Here is an 18,024-nt window from a genome sequence, read left to right as displayed (position 1 = left end):
TCAGGGAAACGCCCGGTCCCATTCCGAACCCGGAAGCTAAGCCTGACAGCGCCGATGGTACTGCAACCGAAGGGTTGTGGGAGAGTAGGACACCGCCGGACTAAATTTAAAGAAGAAGAGGGCTCGAGCCCCGGTTGAGAACCATGAGTTCTCCCGGGGCCCGAGCCCTTTTTTCATGCCCACCTTCCGTCGCAAGCGGGAGCGCCGGCCCACTCACCCAGGCCGACCCCATGCCCACCCGCCTCCGGCGATAGCAAAGGTCCCTTGCTCTCCCCGCGGCGTCGTTCAGCAACTTCGCCGATCCACCGCGCGCCGTCGGACAGGCGACGAGAAGACCAGTGAAGTCGTCGTCTCCCCATAACGCTGCATCCGCTCTACGAGCTCTTCCAGCTCCATGGTGTTCCGACAGGCGACCCGCACCAGCCAGCACTCGTCACCCGTGACGTGATCGGCGTCGAGCACCTGAGGCAGCGCGAGGATCGTTTCGCGGAAGCGAGGCGTGTCGAGACTCCGCACCTTCGCCCGGACCATCGCCTCGATCGGGAGTCCGAGCTTCGTCAGGTCGACGCCGGCCGAGTACCCAGTGATGATCCCCTTCTCCTCGAGCCGCCGAACCCGCTCGGTCACTGCGGGCGCCGACAGCGATACCCGCCGGCCGAGCTCTGAGAAGGTCAGCCGGCCGTCGGACTGGAGCAGCTCGAGCAGCTGCCAGTCGAGATCATCGAGGTCCACGGAACTCCAGGTCGATCGTCATGCCTTCCAGGAATCTCCAGGCTAGCCGTCACCAAGACCTGGATTCTCCGATGTTGTGGATGATCACCGGTCAGCAAGATTGAGGCATGACGACCGCATCCCGCGTACTGACGTTCCCTGCTCTGGACAGCACGACCGCGGCCGCGCTCCTGCGCGCCGAACTCGCCCTCGACGTGGATCCCGACGACCTGGTCCGCGACCTCACCTGTGGCACTCAGCAGGGGTACGTGATCGTCGAGACCCGGGCACCCGAGGCTTTCGCGTCGGCTCGTATCCCCGGTGCGATCAATCTCCCGTACCGGGACATGACACCCGAATCGGTCAGCGGACTCGACCGGGATCTCGTCTATGTCTGCTACTGCGAGAGCATCCACTGCAACGCCGCGACCAAAGGGGCCCTGAAACTCGCGGAACTCGGCTTCCAGGTCAAACGCCTGTCCGGCGGCATCACCGCCTGGCAAGCAGCCGGCTATCCCGTCGACAGGGACTTCCTCGCACCCACCCTCACCTCCGCGGCCACCCCACGCTGCGCCTGCTGACCAACGGAGCAGGGGACCTTTGCTATCGCCGCCCGAGCGATAGCAAAGGTCCCCTGCTCTCCCGGCGGTCGTAGGCTGGGGTGGTGACCGCTCCCAAGCTGCTCGTCATCCAGCCAGATGAATCAGATCCGATCGGCCCCCTCGGCGACTGGCTCACCGAGGCGGGAGCCGACCTCGACATCCGGTTGCTGCCCGATCAGAGTCTTCCCGCTGACCTCGACGGGTACGTGGGCGTCGTATGTCTTGGCGGCGGGATGGGCGCCACCGACGACGCCGCTCATCCGTGGCTCGCGGATGTGCGGAAGCTTCTTTCGAAGGCCGCGAGTGCGCGTATCCCGACGCTCGCGATCTGCCTCGGCGGCCAGCTCCTGGCGGTGGCACTGGGCGGTAGCGTCGTCACAGGTGATCAAGGGCCTGAGGTCGGCCCAGGGCTCGTGTCCAAGAAGGACGCTGCCTGGATCGATCCGCTCTTCGCGGACCTGCCGCTCATGCAGGACGTCTTGCAGTTCCACAACGACGCGATCACTCGGTTGCCCGCGGGCGCCGAGCTTCTCGCTTCCTCGCCGCGGTATGCCTATCAGGCTTTCCGATTCGACCGTTGTGCCTACGGTGTCCAGTTCCATATCGAGACGACACCGGAGGTGGTCCTCGACTGGGCACGGCAGTCGCCGGAAATGGCGGAACTCACCCGGCCGGAGGTACTGACCCCGGAGAACCTCGCCCGGGTGCACGCCGATATCACCGAAACCTGGCGACCGTTCGCGCACCGCTTCGTCCGACTGGTGTCAGGCGACCTCGCTCCGGCTGCGGAACGTCAACGTACATTGCCGATGGCTTAACAACTTATGTCTCAAATGTGTATGGGTTATTAACACTCCGGTGAGGCTGTCAGGTACCTTGCGAAGGGAGTTTCGAAGGGTTCGGAGGTCGGGGTGGAGCCCTCAGCGTTGGTCGTGCTCGTCGTCGTCACGGCCCTAATTTTCGATTTCACCAACGGTTTCCATGACACGGCCAACTCGATGGCCACGTCGATCGCCACCGGAGCGCTGCGTCCCAAGGTCGCGGTGACGATCTCCGCGGTCCTGAACCTGGTCGGAGCCTTCCTGTCGGTCGAAGTGGCCAAGACCATCTCGAATGGACTGGTCGACGACACCAAGATCGGGCCGGCGATCGTGTTCGGCGGCCTGGTCGGGGCGATCGTGTGGAACCTGGTCACCTGGTTCGTCGGACTTCCGTCCAGCTCGTCCCACGCGTTGTTCGGCGGCCTGATCGGAGCCACCTGGGTGTCGGCCGGAACGGACTCCGTCCATTTCGGAAAGATCGTCGAGAAGGTGCTGGTTCCAGCGGCCCTGTCGCCGGTGCTGGCGGGCCTCGCCGCGATGATCGTGACGTACTTCGTCTACCGGATCTTCGTCCGCCGCGGCCGCACCGCAGGCTTCCGTGTTGGACAGATCATCTCGGCTTCGCTGGTTTCGCTTGCCCACGGTACGAACGACGCGCAGAAGACCATGGGCGTCATCACGCTGACGATGATCACCGCCGGAACCCTGCCCGCCGGGGCCGGGCCGCCGCTCTGGGTGATCGTCAGCGCGGCGCTGGCTTTGGCACTGGGCACGTACCTGGGCGGCTGGCGAATCACCTACACGCTGGGTAAGGGCCTGACAGACATCGATGGTCCGCAGGGCTTCGCCGCACAGACCAGCTCGGCGGCGGTCATCCTCGCTTCGACGAACTTCGGCTTTCCCCTCTCGACGACCCACGTCTGCTCCGGCGGCATCGTCGGTTCCGGCGTGGGCAGGAATGAGTCACCGGTCCGGTGGCGCACTGCCGGCCGCATGGTGATCGCCTGGCTGTTCACGCTTCCGGCAGCTGCCGTCGTCGGTGCCGCGGCCGGTCTCGTGACCTCGACGGGCACCGTGGGCACCATCGGTGTCGGCGTCACGGGCCTGGCGGTCGGCGTCGGGATCTACCTGCTCTCCCGGCGGAGCCCAGTCAATGCCGGCAGCTTCGCCGGTCCCACTCCGACCGTTCCCGAACAGGAAGTCGGCAGGATCGCCGCTTAGCGGAGCAAGGGACCTTTGGTATCGCCGTGTGGAGGCGATACCAAAGGTCCCTTGCTCCCTTGCGCGTCCGTCTGGTCACGGGCGGAAGGGCGACTACGGTGGAAGCCGATGGTTGAGCGCGCCAGGCCGACCGCTTCCGTGGCGAGATACGGCTTCACCGACCCCCGTGCCGACGGGCAGCTGCGTGCTGCCGGTTGGTGGACCGAATCCGGCCCGGACGGCTCCGCCGCCGACGTGTTGTCGGCACTTTCCCGTGCGGCGGACCCCGACCTCGCGTTGAGTGGGCTCGATCGAATCAGGGAAGTCGACCAAGCTGCCTGGGATGAGCTCGACCAGGCACTTCGTACCAACCGCACGTTCCGGGGCCGGATGCTCGGCGTCTTGGGCACGTCGAGTGCGCTCGCGGACTTCCTTGTCGCGCACACCGACAGCTGGAAGACCCTCCAAGGCGAGAAGGGCACCGATCCGGATCAGTATGTGAGCCGTCTCCTCGACCATTTGCGGCAGGGAGGAGAGCTGCTTACCGGGCTCGAGTCCGAGCAGGCACTTCGCGCCGGGTACCGCGAGCTGCTCCTCGGAATCGCGGCGGCCGACCTCGGTCATCTGGTCGAACCAGGCCTCCGTCAGCCGCCCTATGCCGAGATCGGGTCTCAGCTCACCACGCTGGCAGAGGCCGCGCTGACGGTGGGGCTCCTCGTAGCGGAGTCCGAAGTGGGCGCCGGTGTCGAAGGTCGGCTGGCCGTGATCGCGATGGGCAAATGCGGTGGTCGAGAGCTGAATTATGTGAGCGATGTGGACGTCATCTTCGTCGGTGACGGAGACCTTTCGGTCTCGACGCGGCTGTCCAGCACGATGATGCGCGTGGTCGGCAAGGCCTGCTTCGAGGTCGATGCGGCGTTGCGTCCGGAGGGCAAAGCGGGCGCTTTGGTCCGGACCCTCGACGGACACGCTGCTTATTACCAGAAATGGGCCAAGACCTGGGAATTCCAGGCCTTGCTCAAAGCGCGGCCGGTCGCAGGCGACGCTGAGCTCGGGCGGCAATACGCGGAGATGGTCGCACCGAAGGTGTGGGCAGCGGCCGACCGGGAGAACTTCGTCCCCGAAGTGCAGAAGATGCGACGGCGCGTCGAAGGCCATGTGCCGTCCGCGTACGCCGAGCGGGAACTGAAGCTGGGACGCGGTGGCCTTCGCGACGTCGAGTTCGCCGTGCAGTTGCTGCAACTGGTCCACGGTCGGATCGACGCGGAGCTACGTTCTCCGTCCACGATGGACGCACTCGCAGCTCTGGGAGAAGGCGGGTACGTCGGCCGAAAGGACGCCGCGGAGCTCGGATCGTCGTACGAGTTCCTTCGTACCATCGAGCATCGGCTTCAGCTGCGCCGACTCCGGCGTACACACTTGTTCCCAGCCTCCTCCGACGCCAGCGAGCTGCGAACGATCGCGAGGGCGAGCGGGGTGCGGCCCGCCCGGGGCAAAAGCGAAGGGGACGCGCTGCTGGCGGAGTTCCGCCGCCATCTGCAGAGCATCCGGCGTCTTCACGAGAAGCTCTTCTATCGGCCCCTGCTGCAATCGGTCGCGAACGTGCCGACCGAAGCACTGCGGCTGACGACGAAACAGGCAGAGAGCCGCCTCGCCGCGCTCGGCTACGCGGCGCCGGACGGGGCCCTGCAGCACATCAAGGCGCTGACCTCGGGAATGTCACGTCGGGCAGCCATCCAGCAGGCTCTGCTGCCGGTCTTGCTGGACCTTCTCGCCGACACCCCGGATCCAGACCGTGGACTTCTGTCCTACCGGAAGGTCTCGGAGGCCCTCGAGCAAACACCTTGGTACCTCAGGGTTCTCCGAGACGAGGGTGCTGTTGTCGAGCGGCTCGCCTTCCTGCTGGGCACGTCGCGGCTGGTGCCCGATCTGTTGGCGAGAGCGCCGGAAGTCCTGCAGTTGCTCGGCGATCCCGCGCGCTTGGCCGGTCGCACTCCGGCAGAAGTGGCCGGTTCACTGCGAGCCACGGTGCGGCGTCAGCCGGGTTTGAACGCGGCGGTCGCGGCCGCGAGATCGCTCCGTCGGCACGAGATGCTGCGGATCGCGTCAGCGGACTTACTGGGTTTGCTTGACGTCCCAGCGGTCTGCGAGGCGTTGTCGAGCGTGTGGGCCGCCGTGTTGCAGGGTGCCTTGGCCGCTGCTTTCCGCCAGCGTCAGGCGGAGCTCGGGCAGACGCCGGCGAGGATCGCTGTCATCGGCATGGGACGCCTGGGCGGAGCCGAACTCGGCTATGGGTCCGATGCGGACGTTCTTTTCGTCTGCGAGCCGGCCGAAGGCGTGTCGGACTCCGAAGCAGCGAAGTTCGCTTCCTCTGTTGCCGAGACAGTGCGCAAGATTCTCGGTGCGCCCAGCCCCGATCCGGCGTTGGTCGTCGACGCCGATCTTCGTCCGGAGGGGCGAAGCGGCCCGCTGGTGCGGACCCTCGAGTCCTACCGCAGCTACTACGGGCGGTGGGCAGAGGTCTGGGAATCGCAGGCGCTGCTCCGGGCCCGGTTCATCGCCGGTGATGACGACCTCGGAGCACGGTTCATCGAGATGATCGACCCCATTCGCTACCCGCAAGCAGGCCTTGACGCGGTTCGGGTGCGGGAGATCAGGCGGATCAAGGCGCGCGTGGAGACGGAGCGGATGCCGAAGGGCGCCGACCCGACCCGGCACACGAAGCTCGGGCGGGGCGGGCTCGCCGACGTGGAGTGGACCGTGCAGCTCATGCAACTGCGCCACGGCCATGAAGTCGCGGGGCTCCGGACCACCTCGACGATCGAGGCCTTGAAGGCCGCGGTGGAAGCGGGGCTCGCCGAGCCCGCCGAGATCGAATCCCTGACCGAGGCCTGGCTGCTGGCGACGCGTGTCCGGAACGCCGGGATGCTGGTCAGAGGTAAGGCTGTCGACGAGATCCCCAGCTCCGGGCGAGATCTCGCCGCGGTCGCCCGGGTGCTCGGCTACTCGGCCGATGACGATCCAGGTGAGTTCCTTGATGCCTACAGGCGGACGACGCGACGCGCTCACGCGGTCGTGGAGACCCTCTTCTACCAGGGCTGACCCTCTGACCTGCGGGAAGTGAGCAAGGGACCTTTGCTATCGCTTGCCGGAGGCGGGCGATAGCAAAGGTCCCTTGCTCACACTCGGCGTCGAGGACGGGAGGCGGCGCTTACAGTGAACCGGTGACTGTGCGCGAGCCATTTCGCACCCGGATCAAGGTGCGCCACTACGAGCTGGACACTCTCGGCCATCTCAACCACGCCGTCTACCACTCGTACGGCGAGGTCTCCAGACTCGAGCTGATGGAGCTCGCCGGTGGCCTCAACTCGGGTATGCGAGACGCGAATCTCGCCTTTGTCCTGCTTGAGTCCCACATCGTGTTCCGTCGCGAGCTCCGGGCCGGTGACGTCGTCGACGTGACCTGCGACGCCAAGTTCGGTACCGGGAAGACGTTCCACATGGACTCGAACATCTACAAAGTCGACGGCACCCTCTCCGCGGAGATCACCTGCACCCTGGGGCTGATGGATCTCGAGCGACGCAAGCTGGTGGATGACCCGCGCGGCCGCATCGAGCGGGCGGGTGTCGACCTGAAGGTTCTCTCCACTTCGGAGTAGAGGCCCCACCGACAAAGAAACGCCGGTGGTGAGGGCGATTCCGCACCTCACCACCGGCGTGCTCTTGGCGTTCCTACCGCACGATCACACGTCGTAGTACAGCGAGAACTCGTACGGGTGCGGGCGCAGCCGCAGCGGGTCGATCTCGTTCTCACGCTTGTAGGAGATCCACGTGTCGATCACGTCGGGGGTGAACACGCCACCTTCGAGCAGGTAGTCGTGGTCGGCCTCCAGCGTGTCCAGAACCGCGCCGAGGTCGCCAGGAACGAGCTTGACGTTCTGGGCCTCCTCCGGCGGGAGCTCGTAGAGGTCCTTGTCGATGGGCTCCGGCGGCTCGATCTTGTTCTTGATGCCGTCGAGGCCCGCCATCATCATCGCCGAGAACGCCAGGTACGGGTTGCCGGACGAGTCCGGGCACCGGAACTCGGCACGCTTGGCCTTCGGGTTGTTGCCCGTGATGGGGATACGGACACAAGCCGACCGGTTCCGCTGCGAGTACACCAGGCTGACCGGGGCCTCGAAGCCCGGCACGAGCCGGTGGTACGAGTTCACGGTCGGGTTGGTGAAGGCCAGCAGGCTCGGCGCGTGCTTGAGCAGACCGCCGATGTAGTGCCGGGCGGTGTCGGACAAGCCCGCGTAACCCGACTCGTCGTGGAACAGCGGCGTGCCGTCCTTCCACAGCGACTGGTGGCAGTGCATACCCGAGCCGTTGTCACCGGCGAGCGGCTTCGGCATGAAGGTCGCGGTCTTACCGGCGGCGAACACGGTGTTCTTCACGATGTACTTGAACAGCTGTAGATCATCCGCAGCGTGCAGCAGCGTGTTGTACTTGTAGTTGATCTCGGTCTGCCCCGCGGTGCCCACCTCGTGGTGCGCACGCTCGATCTCGAAGCCGGAGCCCTGCAGTTTCTGGACGATCTCGTCGCGCAGGTCGGCGAAGTGGTCGACGGGGGGAACCGGGAAGTAGCCACCCTTGAACTTCGTCTTGTAACCCTGGTTGCCACCCGGCACGTCGGCACCGGTGTTCCACCAGCCCTCGACGGAGTCGATCTCGTGGAACGAGGCGTGCTCCGCGGAGTCGAACCGGATCGAGTCGAAGATGTAGAACTCGGCTTCGGGGCCGAAGAACACGTTGTCCGCGACGCCGTACTCGGAGATGTACTGCTCGGCCTTGCGCGCGATGTTGCGCGGGTCGCGGCTGTACGCCTCACGGGTGAACGGGTCGTGCACGAAGAAGTTCAGCGAGAGCGTCTTCGCCTTGCGGAACGGGTCGATGCGCGCAGTCTCGGGGTCCGGGAGGAGCAGCATGTCGGATTCGTGGATCGACTGGAAACCACGCACCGAGGAGCCGTCGAAGGCCAGGCCTTCTTCGTAGGCTTCTTCGTTGAACGCCTTCGCCGGAACGGTGAAGTGCTGCATAACGCCGGGCAGGTCGCAGAACCTGACGTCGACGACCTCTACGTTCTCGTCGGCGATAAGGCGCTGAATGTCGTCTGGAGTAGTGGGCACCCTCGGTGACTCCTTCTCGTTCGTTGCCGGCGGCAGTACTCTCTTCGGCTCACGCTAAGAGCGTGGTGTTGCCCGACCGTCACCCGTATGTTTCGCCGGTGTTAACGGGGCGGCGATATCGGGTAGTCGACCAGGGCGAATGTGTCCTGCGCCACCGGCATACCCTGGATGGGTGGCGAGATGGACCGGAGAATGGCTACCCGGAGCCGGGGACGGAACGACGGCCGGTGGCGAGGGTACGCAGCGGTGGCGTGGCGAGCGACTCGGCTTGCCCCAAACGGGTGTCGGCTCGGTGGCGGGCGGTGGGGCCCGTCTCCTCGGGCTGATCATCGACCTGGTCCTCGCCTCGCTGGTCACCACTCTCCTCGTGACGCCCAGCCTTCAGGATCCCGCCGTCATGCAGAAGTTCAACCTCTGGTCGGTCGGTGTCTGGGCGGTGATCACGGTCATTCCTGCGGCCTTCTTCGGCTTCACTCCCGGTATGGCAGTGGTCGGTGTCCGCGTGGCCAGGTTCGACGGCGCGCAAATGGTCGGAGTGTGGCGTGCCGTCGTGCGGACGGCGCTGACCTCCGTGATCATTCCGGCCGCGATCCGCAACATCGACGGCCGAAGCTGGCTCGACCGGCTGACCGGAACAGTCGTGATCCGTATGCGATGACCTCGGAGGGGGAGCAAGGGACCTTTGCTTCCGCCGAGAGCAGCGGCCGTGGTCAGGCGGCCGGTGCTGCAGGAGCGCTGCCGAGTTCCGGAGGCGGTCGTTGCCGGGCGCGGCGATGAGCCGCTCGCAGTTCCTGGATCACTACCAGCGGCTCGTCTCGTAGCCGTGCCGGACTTACCTGGACGACTATGAGGCCGGCGGCGACCAGTGCGGGCACCTCAGGCACCTTGCCCGGTTCTAGTGCGACTTCGTCGTAGCGGATTTGCATGGCGACGCCGACTTTCGGCCACCAGACCTCGGCGATACCGACGGTCTCTCCGTCGGAAGTCCGTAGCTCGGCCCTCCGTATCGGCCTGGGCAAGCCGCTGCGCTCGAGCACGGTCTCCAGCCACTGGTCGACCGCGGAGTCGACACCGTCTTGGAGGGCTCCGACGACGATCCGGGGTAGTGCGGAACCGATCGTGCTGGCCTGCGCCAGCTCATCTCGAAGTTCCTCTGGAGTGCAGAGCCCTCGATGGACCGCGTCGTGGATCATCGCCCGCACGGACTGGAGTTCGTCCATTCGCCTGGCCGCGTCGATCAGGGCCCGGGCGAGCGGAGCTACCGGCAGTCCGTCGATCTCTACTGGTTCCGGCAGGTGGATCGTGCGTTCGACAACGGCGAATCCCCAGGTGGCGACCTTGCTCCGGTGCGGGATCAAGGTGTGGGCCCGTCCTTCCGGCGGAAGTCTTCGGACCCCGTGCAACTTGGCTGCCTGGACTCCGGTGAGCATCGCCTCGGGACCGGCGTGGGTCAGTGCGACTTTCATCAGCTGACGCCTGGACGGCGTGGCGTTGGTCAGGAGGATGACGCCGGGAATCGGACGGCGCCACGGGCCGCCTTCGCGGCAACGGCGAGAGATCCAGGAATGGGAGTGCCCCAGGGCGACAAGTTTCGCCCGGGCGGCCACGCCGTCCGGGAACATCGCTGCCAGCGCCGTCTGCCAGGCGCCTGAGGTTCCGTCCACACAGTGATCATGCGACCACCCACCGACAGTTTTTCTCCGGAGACGGATCAGGGGTCCTTTGCTACCGCACGCGGCGGTAGCAAAGGACCCCTGATTCTCGTTCGGTCAGCGGCGGCGGATGGTGCGCTGGACGTTGCGCATCTTCGCGCCGGCGGGCATCGGGCCCTTGGGCATCGCGGCGCCGCGGCTGCCGAGCGCGGCCAGCTTCGCTTCCAGCGCGTCGACCTGGGCGGGCTTGAGGTTACGCGGGAGCTTCATGAGATAGCCCTGAAGCTTCTTCAGCGGCACCTGCTGCTCTTCGTTCCCGATGATGACGTTGTAGATCGGGGTCTCACCGATCAGGCGGGACACACGCTTCTTCTCCTGCGCGAGCAGGGTCTTCACGCGGTGCGGCGCGCCCTCGGCGACGAGCACGACACCCGGGCCACCGAGCACCCGGTGCACGGCGTCGAGCTGGGTCGTGGCCGCCACGGTCGGCGTCACCTTCCAGCGGCCCCGCATGTTCTCGAGTGCCCAGGCCGCAGCGCCCGGCTGTCCGTCGGCCTTCGAGTACACGGTCTTCTGGACCCGCCTGCCGAAGATGATCACAGCGGCGAGCGCGCCGAGCAGAATGCCCAGCGGCAGCAAGACCCAGTGGACGTCGAAGATGAACCCGATGCCGAACACGACACCGGTGATGACCAGGAGCGATCCGGCCATCCAGGGGATGAGCGCCTTGTCTTCCTTGCGCTGCATCTTGAAGGCCTCGAAGATCTGCCCGCGGCGAGCCTTGCTCGCGGCACGCTTCTCCTTCTTGGCCAGCTTCGCTGCTTCCTTGTCCTGCTTTCCCGCCATGTGTCCAGGATACGGCCGCGTGCCCTGCGCCGATCCCGTCGGGCCCTCTGCGAGGATCGGGGCGTGGTTAGCGCATCGTCCCCGAAGAGTCGTCCAGGCCTGCTCGATGGGCTCGATCCCGAGCAACGAGCCGCCGCCTGCGCGCCGAGGGGGCCGGTCTGTGTCCTCGCGGGAGCTGGGACCGGCAAGACGCGGACGATCACGCATCGCATCGCCCACCTGGTCCGTTCCGGACATGTCGCCGCTGGTCAGGTCCTCGCTGTCACCTTCACGACCCGTGCGGCGGGCGAGATGCGCGCGCGCCTTCGAGGGCTGGGTGTCGACGCCGCCCAGGCGCTCACCTTCCACGCCGCCGCTCGCCGCCAGCTTCGGTACTTCTGGCCCCAGGTCGTCGGTGACCGGCCTTGGGAGCTGCTCGAGAACAAGTTCCGCTACATCAGCCAAGCCGCGAACAAGGCCGGTCTCAGCGCCGAGACTGAACTCCTGCGCGACCTCGCGAGCGAGATCGAGTGGAGCAAGGCCTCTTTGGTATCGCCGGACGACTACCCGGCAGTCGCCGCGCGCACACAGCGGGACACGCCCGCGCCCTCGTCGCAGGTCGCGGAGGTCTACCGCAACTACGAGAAGGTCAAGAACGCCGCGCAGGTCCTCGATTTCGACGACCTGCTCCTGCACACCACAGCCGTTCTCGAGGAGCACACGGTCGTGGCCCAAGAGTTCCGCGAGCGCTACCGCTGCTTCGTCGTCGACGAGTACCAGGACGTCACCCCGCTGCAGCAGCGGCTGCTCGACGCGTGGCTCGGCGGCCGCGACGACTTGACCGTAGTCGGCGACGCCAACCAGACCATCTATTCGTTCGGTGGAGCTTCTCCCCGGCCGCTTCTGGAGTTCACGCGGAGGTTCCCCGAGGCGACGGTCGTGAGGCTCGAGCGGGACTACCGGTCCACTCCGGAGGTCGTGGCCCTCGCCAACCAGGTGATCGGTGCCGCCCGTGGCCGTCCTGCGGGGTCGAGGCTGAAACTCGTCGGCCAGCGTCCGCCAGGGCCGGTCCCGCGTTTCGCCGAGTACGACGACGAGACCGCCGAGGCCGCGGCCGTCGCACGCAGGATCCGTGATCTGCTCGACGGAGGAGTTGCGGCCAGCGAGATCGCGGTGCTCTACCGCGTCAACGCCCAGTCGGAAGCCTATGAGCAGGCGCTGGCGGAGCTGGGCATCCCGTACTTGGTCCGCGGCGGCGAGCGGTTCTTCGCCAGGGCTGAGGTCCGGCAGGCGATGTCCGCTCTGCGGATGGCGTCGACCGACGCCGACACCGGTGAGCTTGTGACTCGGGTTCGCTCCGTGCTGGCGAAGGTCGGGCTCACCGATCAGCCTCCGGCCGGAGGTGCGGCGAAAGAGCGATGGGACGCGCTTCTGTCGATCGTCGAGTTGGCGGAGGAGCTGGCTTCCACCATCGAGGACGCGGATCTGCCTCGTTTCGTGGCGGAGCTCGAACAGCGGGCGAACGCGCAACATCCGCCGACGGTCGAGGGCATCACGCTGGCCTCGCTGCACGCGGCGAAGGGCCTCGAATGGGACGCCGTGTTCCTCGTGGGGCTTGCCGAGGGGACCATGCCGATCCTCCACGCTGACGGTGATGACGCGGCCATCGAAGAAGAGCGCCGTCTCTTCTATGTCGGAGTCACTCGAGCGCGAGAGCACCTCTCGCTGTCGTGGGCCTTGGCCAGGACATCGGGAAATCGCCGCAATCGGCGACGCAGCCGATTCCTCTACGGCCTGATCCCCGAAGACCATCCGGCCGCGAGGGTTGCCCGAGCGCAGCAACCGAAGCAGTCCGCCAACAAGGCACGATGCCGGGTGTGCGGCGGCCCGCTGCTGGAGACCCTGGACATCAAGTTGGGACGCTGCTCCCGTTGCCCGTCCAATGTGGATGAGCAGCTGCTCGAAAAGCTGAGGTCCTGGCGAGGGGAACGTTCCCGCGAGCTCAAGGTGCCGGCCTTCGTCGTCTTCACGGACGCGACCCTGGTCGCCATCGCCGAACAGCGGCCGACTGATGACACAGCGTTGTGTGCCATCTCCGGGATCGGTGCGACGAAGCTCGAACGCTTCGGCGCGGAGGTTCTGAACGTCGTGCGGGCCTCGGTGGAGTCTTGACCGCGTTCCGGGCTTGATCCACGCGGCGAACCCGCTGCTCAGAGCCGATCTTCGCCGCTTCGGCGGATTTTCTGGAAAATAAGTTGCCCCGGCGCGGCCGGGGGCAATAACCTGCAGGTACCGGGCGGGAAGCCGCTCGGTCTGGGGAAGAAATTCTACAACACAGCGTAGACCGCAGGGCGGCTCGCGCGCGACAGAGAAAGGTGGTGCCGGTGAAATGACGATCAACAAGATGCTCACGAAACCTGGCACCCGTCTGTCCTGCGTCGCGGAAGTCCCGCAGGCTCAGCGCCAGGGCACCTTCATGCCCGTGAGCATCCTCGCCGCCCGCGGCACCCGGCGTCTCGACCTGAGCCGGATCGCCGCCGACGAGACCTTCACGCACGCCGCCGCCTTCGGTGGGGCGTACGTGAATGGTGGCGTCGATCTGCCGGTCATCAAGCAGTTCCGTGTTCCGTTGTCCATACGGGAGCGAAGTTCCTGACCTAGTCAGGACCAGAGGCTCACGAAGGCCGCGGAACCGGGTTACCGGATCCGCGGCCTTCGTGTTTTTGCTGCACAAACAAGTTGGCTGCACAACCTAATTGGGGTTCAGCGTTGTCCAGTTCCACCGTCAGTACGAAATCCGTCACGGGACAGAGGAGTGCACTTATGTCATCGGCCATAGCTTTCGCGCCGGGGGAGGCCCTGCCTTTCGCCGACGCCGGCGTCATCGACCTGCTCGACGCCATCGACTCGCCTGAGTCGATGCTTCCCTGCCGTTCGGGCGACGCGGACCTTTGGTTCGCCGAGTCTCCGGCAGAGCTCGAGCGCGCGAAGGCGTTCTGCGCGGACTGCCCGGTCCGTTCCGCCTGCCTCGCGGGTGCCCTTTCGCGGCGTGAGCCGTGGGGTGTCTGGGGTGGCGAAATCTTCGAGCGTGGCGTTGTCGTCGCGCGGAAGCGGCCCCGCGGCCGCCCCCGGAAGAACCCGGTCGTCGAGCCCGTCGCCGAGGCGCGTCCCATCGTGCGCAAGGTCGAGCGGAGCGCTGCGGCATGACCGTCGAACTCATCACCACCAGGGATTACGAGGCGCGTGCGGGTCACCGAACTCTCGCGCCGACCAAATTGAACGAGATCAAGGTCGAGGAGACCAGCGAAATGTTGCTTTATGAAGAACTGTCCAGGGCCCGAATACGAGACCTCGAGGAGGGAGTCCGCGCACAGCGGGCTCGGAGCGGCCCACGCGCCGCACGCAGGTGGACCAAGGTCGCCCGCTGGGCGACCCGGCGAGCCGAGCGCTTTCAGGACTGACCACTCGGGGAGCGGGGGACCTTTGCTATCGCCGCGCGATAGCAAAGGTCCCCCGCTCCCTTTTGGGCGTGACGTGGCTCGGCGTGGTGTTCACTGGGGGAATGGCCGTACACACGCACGACGACATCGACTGGGCCGATCGGCTTCGATCGCTTCGCCTGGCCGAAGCCCTCGACGCCGAGCCGATGCGGGTCGTGGCCCGCCGGCTGCTGGACGGCCTGCCGGACAGGCCGACCATTCTCGACGTCGGCTGCGGTGCGGGCGGGATGAGCGTCCTCTTCGCGGAGGAGCTCGCCTCCGCCGGCGCCAGGATCGTGCTGGTCGACGCGACCGAGCACCTGCTGGCCGAAGCGCACCGGGTCGTCACCGCGGCCGCGGGGGACAAGGCCGCCGTCGAGACGGTCCACGCCGACGTGGCCGACGACGGGTTGCCCGCCAAACTCCCGCCCGCCGACCTGGTCTGGGCGTCACGCGTGGTTCACCACCTGCCCGATCAGCAGGCGGCGATCGACACCCTCGCCCGGCTCGCCCGCCCCGGCGGGCTGGTCGCCATTTCCGAGGGCGGCCTGGACTTCAACTGCCTCCCCTGGGACCTCGGCATCGGCCGCCCCGGGCTCGAAGAGAGACTGCTCGCCGCCCGAGGCGAGTGGTTCGCCGAGATGCGGGCGGGTATCCCCGGCTCCGTCTCCATGCCCTACGGCTGGAACATCGCGCTCCAGCGGGCAGGCCTGTCCGACGTCGACTCCTTCGGGGCGCTTATCCACCACCCGGCGCCCGGGCCGGAACTGTTGCGCGAGTTCGTCATCGAGCGAGTGACCTGGCTGGCAGAGGCGGCCGGCGACCTCCTGGGCAGCACTGACCAGGAGACCGTGGCCGCCTTGGTGAATCCGGCGAACCAGGCCTTCCTCGGCGCACGCCAGGATCTGTTCCTCCAGGGGGCGAAGACGATCCATTGTGGACGTCGGTCGTGAGCGAACCCATCGGCTGTTCGTTGTGCGGACGGATCCGCGGCGCCGACGAGGAGCCCGCGCAGACGCTCGCCTGGGTTTCCACTCGCGAGAAGAACGTCGTGCGCTGGATGTGCCCTGTCTGCGCACGCCGCCACACCCGCGACATCGAGGGAAAGCTGCCGGACGAGTACTGGTGAGCGCCTCAGGCGGCGTCGATCCGGCCGAGCGTGAGGACTTTCGGCCGCGGCGTCCGTGCCGCTTCGGCGAACGCCCTGACCAGTTCGGCCGCGACCTCCAGCGGGACCTTCTTCAGCTGGTCGATGGTGCAGCGGACCAGTACCGTGCCGGTCGCGGTCAGCGCCAACGGGTGAAAATCCGCGGCGCCCTGTTTCGGGGCACGGAATTGCCATGCCAGGCCGATGTCGTCCCACCAGGCGTCAGCAGCACCGATGGGACGCCCTCGGCGATCGCAGATCGTCGTGTTCCACGACGGCGAGGGCAGCGGGCAGCCGCTGAGGACCTTCTTCGCCAGCCCATGAGCGTAGGTCTCTTCGGGATCGACGCGTCGCAGAGCCGCACGAACCGCGGCCGAGCCTCGCCGGTTACCGGAATCGAGCTCGTCGCCGAGCTCTTGGAGTGTGCACAGACCCCAGTACAGCGGTAGCGAGACCAGCTCGTCGATCCGCGCGGGATCGAGCTCCAGCCTGGCCAGATCGAGCGCCGCCCGGGCCGCGGGGGCGAACGGGACGCCGTCGATCAAGGTCGGCGGCGGCATCCGGGTGGTTCTTCGGGGCAGCATGCCGGGCTCCGCCGGAACGCGTCGATAGTCGGGGACGAGGAGATGGACCTCCCGTGTCACCGGGCAGTCGACACCCCGCGCTCGAAGCGCGTCGGCACCCGTCACCGCCACCTCCGGCCCGAACCGCGCGACAGCGGCCTGCAGGAGCTGAAGCCGGGTGGGCGCGGCGTCGCGCAACAGGATCACACCCGGCATCAGCCTTCGCCAAGGACCGCCCGGGCCGCAGAGCTTCGCGGCGTAACTCGCGGTGACGCCCGCCTTGCGCAGCTCGCGGCTGGTGATGATCCCGGACTCGCTGGTGTTACTGAGCGCCATGAGGCGGGCGCTTCGTGTGGTGGCCATGAATCGAGGATGGCCGTTGGGCCGTCCGGGTGGAACCGCTTCCGCGAAGTTGTGGACAACTCGCCCGAACGACCCCGATTTCGGCTCAGCCGCACCGTTCCCTGTGGATAACTTCTCAGGCCGCGAAGCCCGGCTGCCACCGTTCGACGATCGCGCGAGCAGGGATCTCCGCGTCGAGCTGGCAGAGGATGCCGGTCGATCCGGCGGTCACCCGGTGGATCATCAGGTACTCGGGCGGCAGGTTGAGCGAGCGGCCGATCCGGAAGTCCCGGCCGCGGGTGTCGCCGACCCGGCCCGCCTGCCGTTGCATCCAGCGGCGGGTGAAGTGGAACGTGTCGCCCGCCAGCGGCTCGGTGAACGGCGCCAGGTAAGCGAGCACGTCATCGGCCTGCAGTTCCGCGTCGGGCCGGATGAAACCGGACTCCCTGAGCAGCCGCATGAGCTTCGAGGACTCGCCGTCGAGTGCCAGCCTGGTCATCTCGCCGAGGTGCTGCGGAATCCCCTCGGGCAGCCGGGAAACCCCGCCGAAGTCGATCACGCACAGCCTGCCGTCGGCGGTCAGCATGAAGTTGCCGGGGTGTGGGTCCGAATGCAGGAGCCGGGCCCGTTCCGGTGACGAGTAGTGGAACTCCGTGAGCAGGCGGCCCGCGCGGTCCCGGGCCTCCTTGTCGCCGCCGGCGATGATCTTCGACAGCGGGGTGCCGGTGGCCCACTCCGTGACGACGACCTTCGGCGCGCTGGCGACCACACGGGGGATCAAGAAGCCGGGGACGTCTTCGAACGCCTTCACGAAGGCGCGCTGGTTCTGGGCTTCCGCCTGGTAGTCGAGCTCTTCGTTCATCCGCTCGGCGAGTTCGGCCAGCAGCGGCTTCACCTCGGTCCCCGGCACGAAGGCCTGGAACAACCTGCTGAAACGCTGGAGCTGCCGAAGGTCGCTCCGCAACGCGTCGTCCGCTCCGGGGTACTGCACCTTGACTGCGACTTCGCGGCCGTCGTGCCAGGTCGCGCGGTGGACCTGGCCGATGCTCGCGGACGCGGCGGGTTCGTCGTCGAACGCGGAGAACCGCTGCTGCCAGGTGCGTCCCAGCTGCTCGGCGAGGACCCGGTGGGTCTGGCGGGTGGGCATGGGCGGCGCCGCGGCCTGGAGCTTCGTCAGGGCCTCGCGATAGGGCTTCGCCATCTCGTCCGGCACCGCCGCCTCGAAGACGCTCAAGGCCTGGCCGAACTTCATCGCGCCGCCTTTGAGCGTCCCCAGGACCTCGAAGAGCTGCTCGGCGGCCTTGGCGGACAGTGTCGCGTTGACCTCTTCGGCGCTCTGCCCGGTCAGCCGCCTGCCCCAGCCGCCGACAGCCCGGCCCGCTATGCCGAGCGGAATACTGGCCAGCTTCGCCGTTCGCGCTGCCCCGTTGCGGGGGATGGCGGCTTCTCGGTCCTCGGCGTTGCGGGAGTCGGTCACCCTCGCGATTCTGCCTTGATTCACTCCGCTTGCGCAG

The 18,024-nt window shown here is 67.0% G+C and carries 18 protein-coding genes and 1 rRNA gene; 13 read left to right on the top strand and 6 right to left on the bottom strand.

What is annotated here, in order from left to right; translation table 11 throughout:
- A 5S ribosomal RNA gene (gene rrf / locus ACFOSH_RS05440) occupies nt 1–101 on the top strand; the annotation flags it as partial.
- Between the two features lie 184 nt (nt 102–285).
- On the opposite strand, the gene ACFOSH_RS05435 is transcribed toward rrf, so the two are convergent.
- On the bottom strand, nt 286–732 hold the full coding sequence (locus tag ACFOSH_RS05435; RefSeq protein ID WP_378237549.1) for an Lrp/AsnC family transcriptional regulator: 447 nt from the start codon (nt 730–732) through the stop codon (nt 286–288).
- A gap of 107 nt (nt 733–839) precedes the next feature.
- Between ACFOSH_RS05435 and ACFOSH_RS05430 the strand changes: the two genes are divergently transcribed.
- From ACFOSH_RS05430 to ACFOSH_RS05410, 5 genes are all read left to right on the top strand, one after another.
- Nucleotides 840–1,292 (top strand): rhodanese-like domain-containing protein, encoded by a 453-nt coding sequence (locus ACFOSH_RS05430; protein ID WP_378237548.1) that lies wholly within the window; start codon nt 840–842, stop codon nt 1,290–1,292.
- A gap of 83 nt (nt 1,293–1,375) precedes the next feature.
- Nucleotides 1,376–2,131: a type 1 glutamine amidotransferase gene (locus ACFOSH_RS05425; protein WP_378237546.1), complete on the top strand. Its 756-nt coding sequence runs from the start codon at nt 1,376–1,378 to the stop codon at nt 2,129–2,131.
- Nucleotides 2,132–2,224: 93 nt separating this feature from the next.
- Entirely contained in the window at nt 2,225–3,355 is a 1,131-nt protein-coding gene (locus ACFOSH_RS05420) for an inorganic phosphate transporter (RefSeq protein WP_378237545.1), read from the top strand.
- 108 nt (nt 3,356–3,463) lie between these two features.
- Nucleotides 3,464–6,436, top strand: a complete 2,973-nt coding sequence (locus ACFOSH_RS05415) for a bifunctional [glutamine synthetase] adenylyltransferase/[glutamine synthetase]-adenylyl-L-tyrosine phosphorylase (protein WP_378237544.1) — start codon at nt 3,464–3,466, stop codon at nt 6,434–6,436.
- A 122-nt stretch (nt 6,437–6,558) separates the two neighbouring features.
- The gene (locus ACFOSH_RS05410; protein WP_020633826.1) at nt 6,559–6,993 is read left to right on the top strand and encodes an acyl-CoA thioesterase; all 435 of its coding nucleotides are present in this window, start codon (nt 6,559–6,561) and stop codon (nt 6,991–6,993) included.
- Between the two features lie 84 nt (nt 6,994–7,077).
- On the opposite strand, the gene glnA is transcribed toward ACFOSH_RS05410, so the two are convergent.
- Entirely contained in the window at nt 7,078–8,502 is a 1,425-nt protein-coding gene (gene glnA / locus ACFOSH_RS05405; RefSeq protein ID WP_364216541.1) for a type I glutamate--ammonia ligase, read from the bottom strand.
- 172 nt (nt 8,503–8,674) lie between these two features.
- Here glnA and ACFOSH_RS05400 point away from each other — a divergent pair, with 172 nt between their 5' ends.
- Nucleotides 8,675–9,160 carry an RDD family protein gene (locus ACFOSH_RS05400; RefSeq protein ID WP_378237543.1) on the top strand — a complete coding sequence of 162 codons (486 nt, stop codon included), beginning with the start codon at nt 8,675–8,677 and terminating at the stop codon, nt 9,158–9,160.
- Nucleotides 9,161–9,212: 52 nt separating this feature from the next.
- Here the strand turns inward: ACFOSH_RS05400 and ACFOSH_RS05395 are convergent, their stop codons facing one another.
- Together ACFOSH_RS05395 and ACFOSH_RS05390 are read right to left on the bottom strand one after the other, a co-directional pair.
- Nucleotides 9,213–10,166, bottom strand: coding sequence for a hypothetical protein (locus ACFOSH_RS05395; protein WP_378237542.1), 954 nt, complete (start codon nt 10,164–10,166; stop codon nt 9,213–9,215).
- 105 nt (nt 10,167–10,271) lie between these two features.
- Complete coding sequence (locus ACFOSH_RS05390; RefSeq protein ID WP_378237541.1) at nt 10,272–11,000, bottom strand: DUF4191 domain-containing protein; 729 nt, start codon at nt 10,998–11,000, stop codon at nt 10,272–10,274.
- Nucleotides 11,001–11,063: 63 nt separating this feature from the next.
- On the opposite strand from ACFOSH_RS05390, the gene ACFOSH_RS05385 reads away from it, so the two are divergent.
- From ACFOSH_RS05385 to ACFOSH_RS05360, 6 genes are all read left to right on the top strand, one after another.
- Nucleotides 11,064–13,151, top strand: coding sequence for an ATP-dependent DNA helicase UvrD2 (locus ACFOSH_RS05385; RefSeq protein ID WP_378237540.1), 2,088 nt, complete (start codon nt 11,064–11,066; stop codon nt 13,149–13,151).
- A gap of 217 nt (nt 13,152–13,368) precedes the next feature.
- Nucleotides 13,369–13,635, top strand: coding sequence for a hypothetical protein (locus ACFOSH_RS05380; protein ID WP_378237539.1), 267 nt, complete (start codon nt 13,369–13,371; stop codon nt 13,633–13,635).
- A 167-nt stretch (nt 13,636–13,802) separates the two neighbouring features.
- Nucleotides 13,803–14,186: a WhiB family transcriptional regulator gene (locus ACFOSH_RS05375; RefSeq protein ID WP_378237537.1), complete on the top strand. Its 384-nt coding sequence runs from the start codon at nt 13,803–13,805 to the stop codon at nt 14,184–14,186.
- Complete coding sequence (locus ACFOSH_RS05370; protein ID WP_378237536.1) at nt 14,183–14,440, top strand: hypothetical protein; 258 nt, start codon at nt 14,183–14,185, stop codon at nt 14,438–14,440. The genes ACFOSH_RS05375 and ACFOSH_RS05370 overlap by 4 nt, the downstream gene beginning before the upstream one ends.
- A gap of 101 nt (nt 14,441–14,541) precedes the next feature.
- Complete coding sequence (locus ACFOSH_RS05365; protein WP_378237535.1) at nt 14,542–15,411, top strand: class I SAM-dependent methyltransferase; 870 nt, start codon at nt 14,542–14,544, stop codon at nt 15,409–15,411.
- Nucleotides 15,408–15,587: a hypothetical protein gene (locus ACFOSH_RS05360; protein ID WP_378237534.1), complete on the top strand. Its 180-nt coding sequence runs from the start codon at nt 15,408–15,410 to the stop codon at nt 15,585–15,587. The genes ACFOSH_RS05365 and ACFOSH_RS05360 overlap by 4 nt, the downstream gene beginning before the upstream one ends.
- 5 nt (nt 15,588–15,592) lie before the next feature.
- Here ACFOSH_RS05360 and ACFOSH_RS05355 read toward each other — a convergent pair whose 3' ends face one another.
- On the bottom strand, nt 15,593–16,504 hold the full coding sequence (locus ACFOSH_RS05355; RefSeq protein ID WP_378237559.1) for a hypothetical protein: 912 nt from the start codon (nt 16,502–16,504) through the stop codon (nt 15,593–15,595).
- Nucleotides 16,505–16,646: 142 nt separating this feature from the next.
- Nucleotides 16,647–17,987: an ABC1 kinase family protein gene (locus tag ACFOSH_RS05350; protein ID WP_378237533.1), complete on the bottom strand. Its 1,341-nt coding sequence runs from the start codon at nt 17,985–17,987 to the stop codon at nt 16,647–16,649.
- Between the last annotated feature and the right edge of the window lie 37 nt (nt 17,988–18,024).

Origin of the sequence: Amycolatopsis speibonae (assembly GCF_042647925.1) — a bacterium.
Classification (GTDB): domain Bacteria; phylum Actinomycetota; class Actinomycetes; order Mycobacteriales; family Pseudonocardiaceae; genus Amycolatopsis; species Amycolatopsis speibonae.
This window is presented reverse-complemented; position numbering and strand designations above follow the sequence as displayed.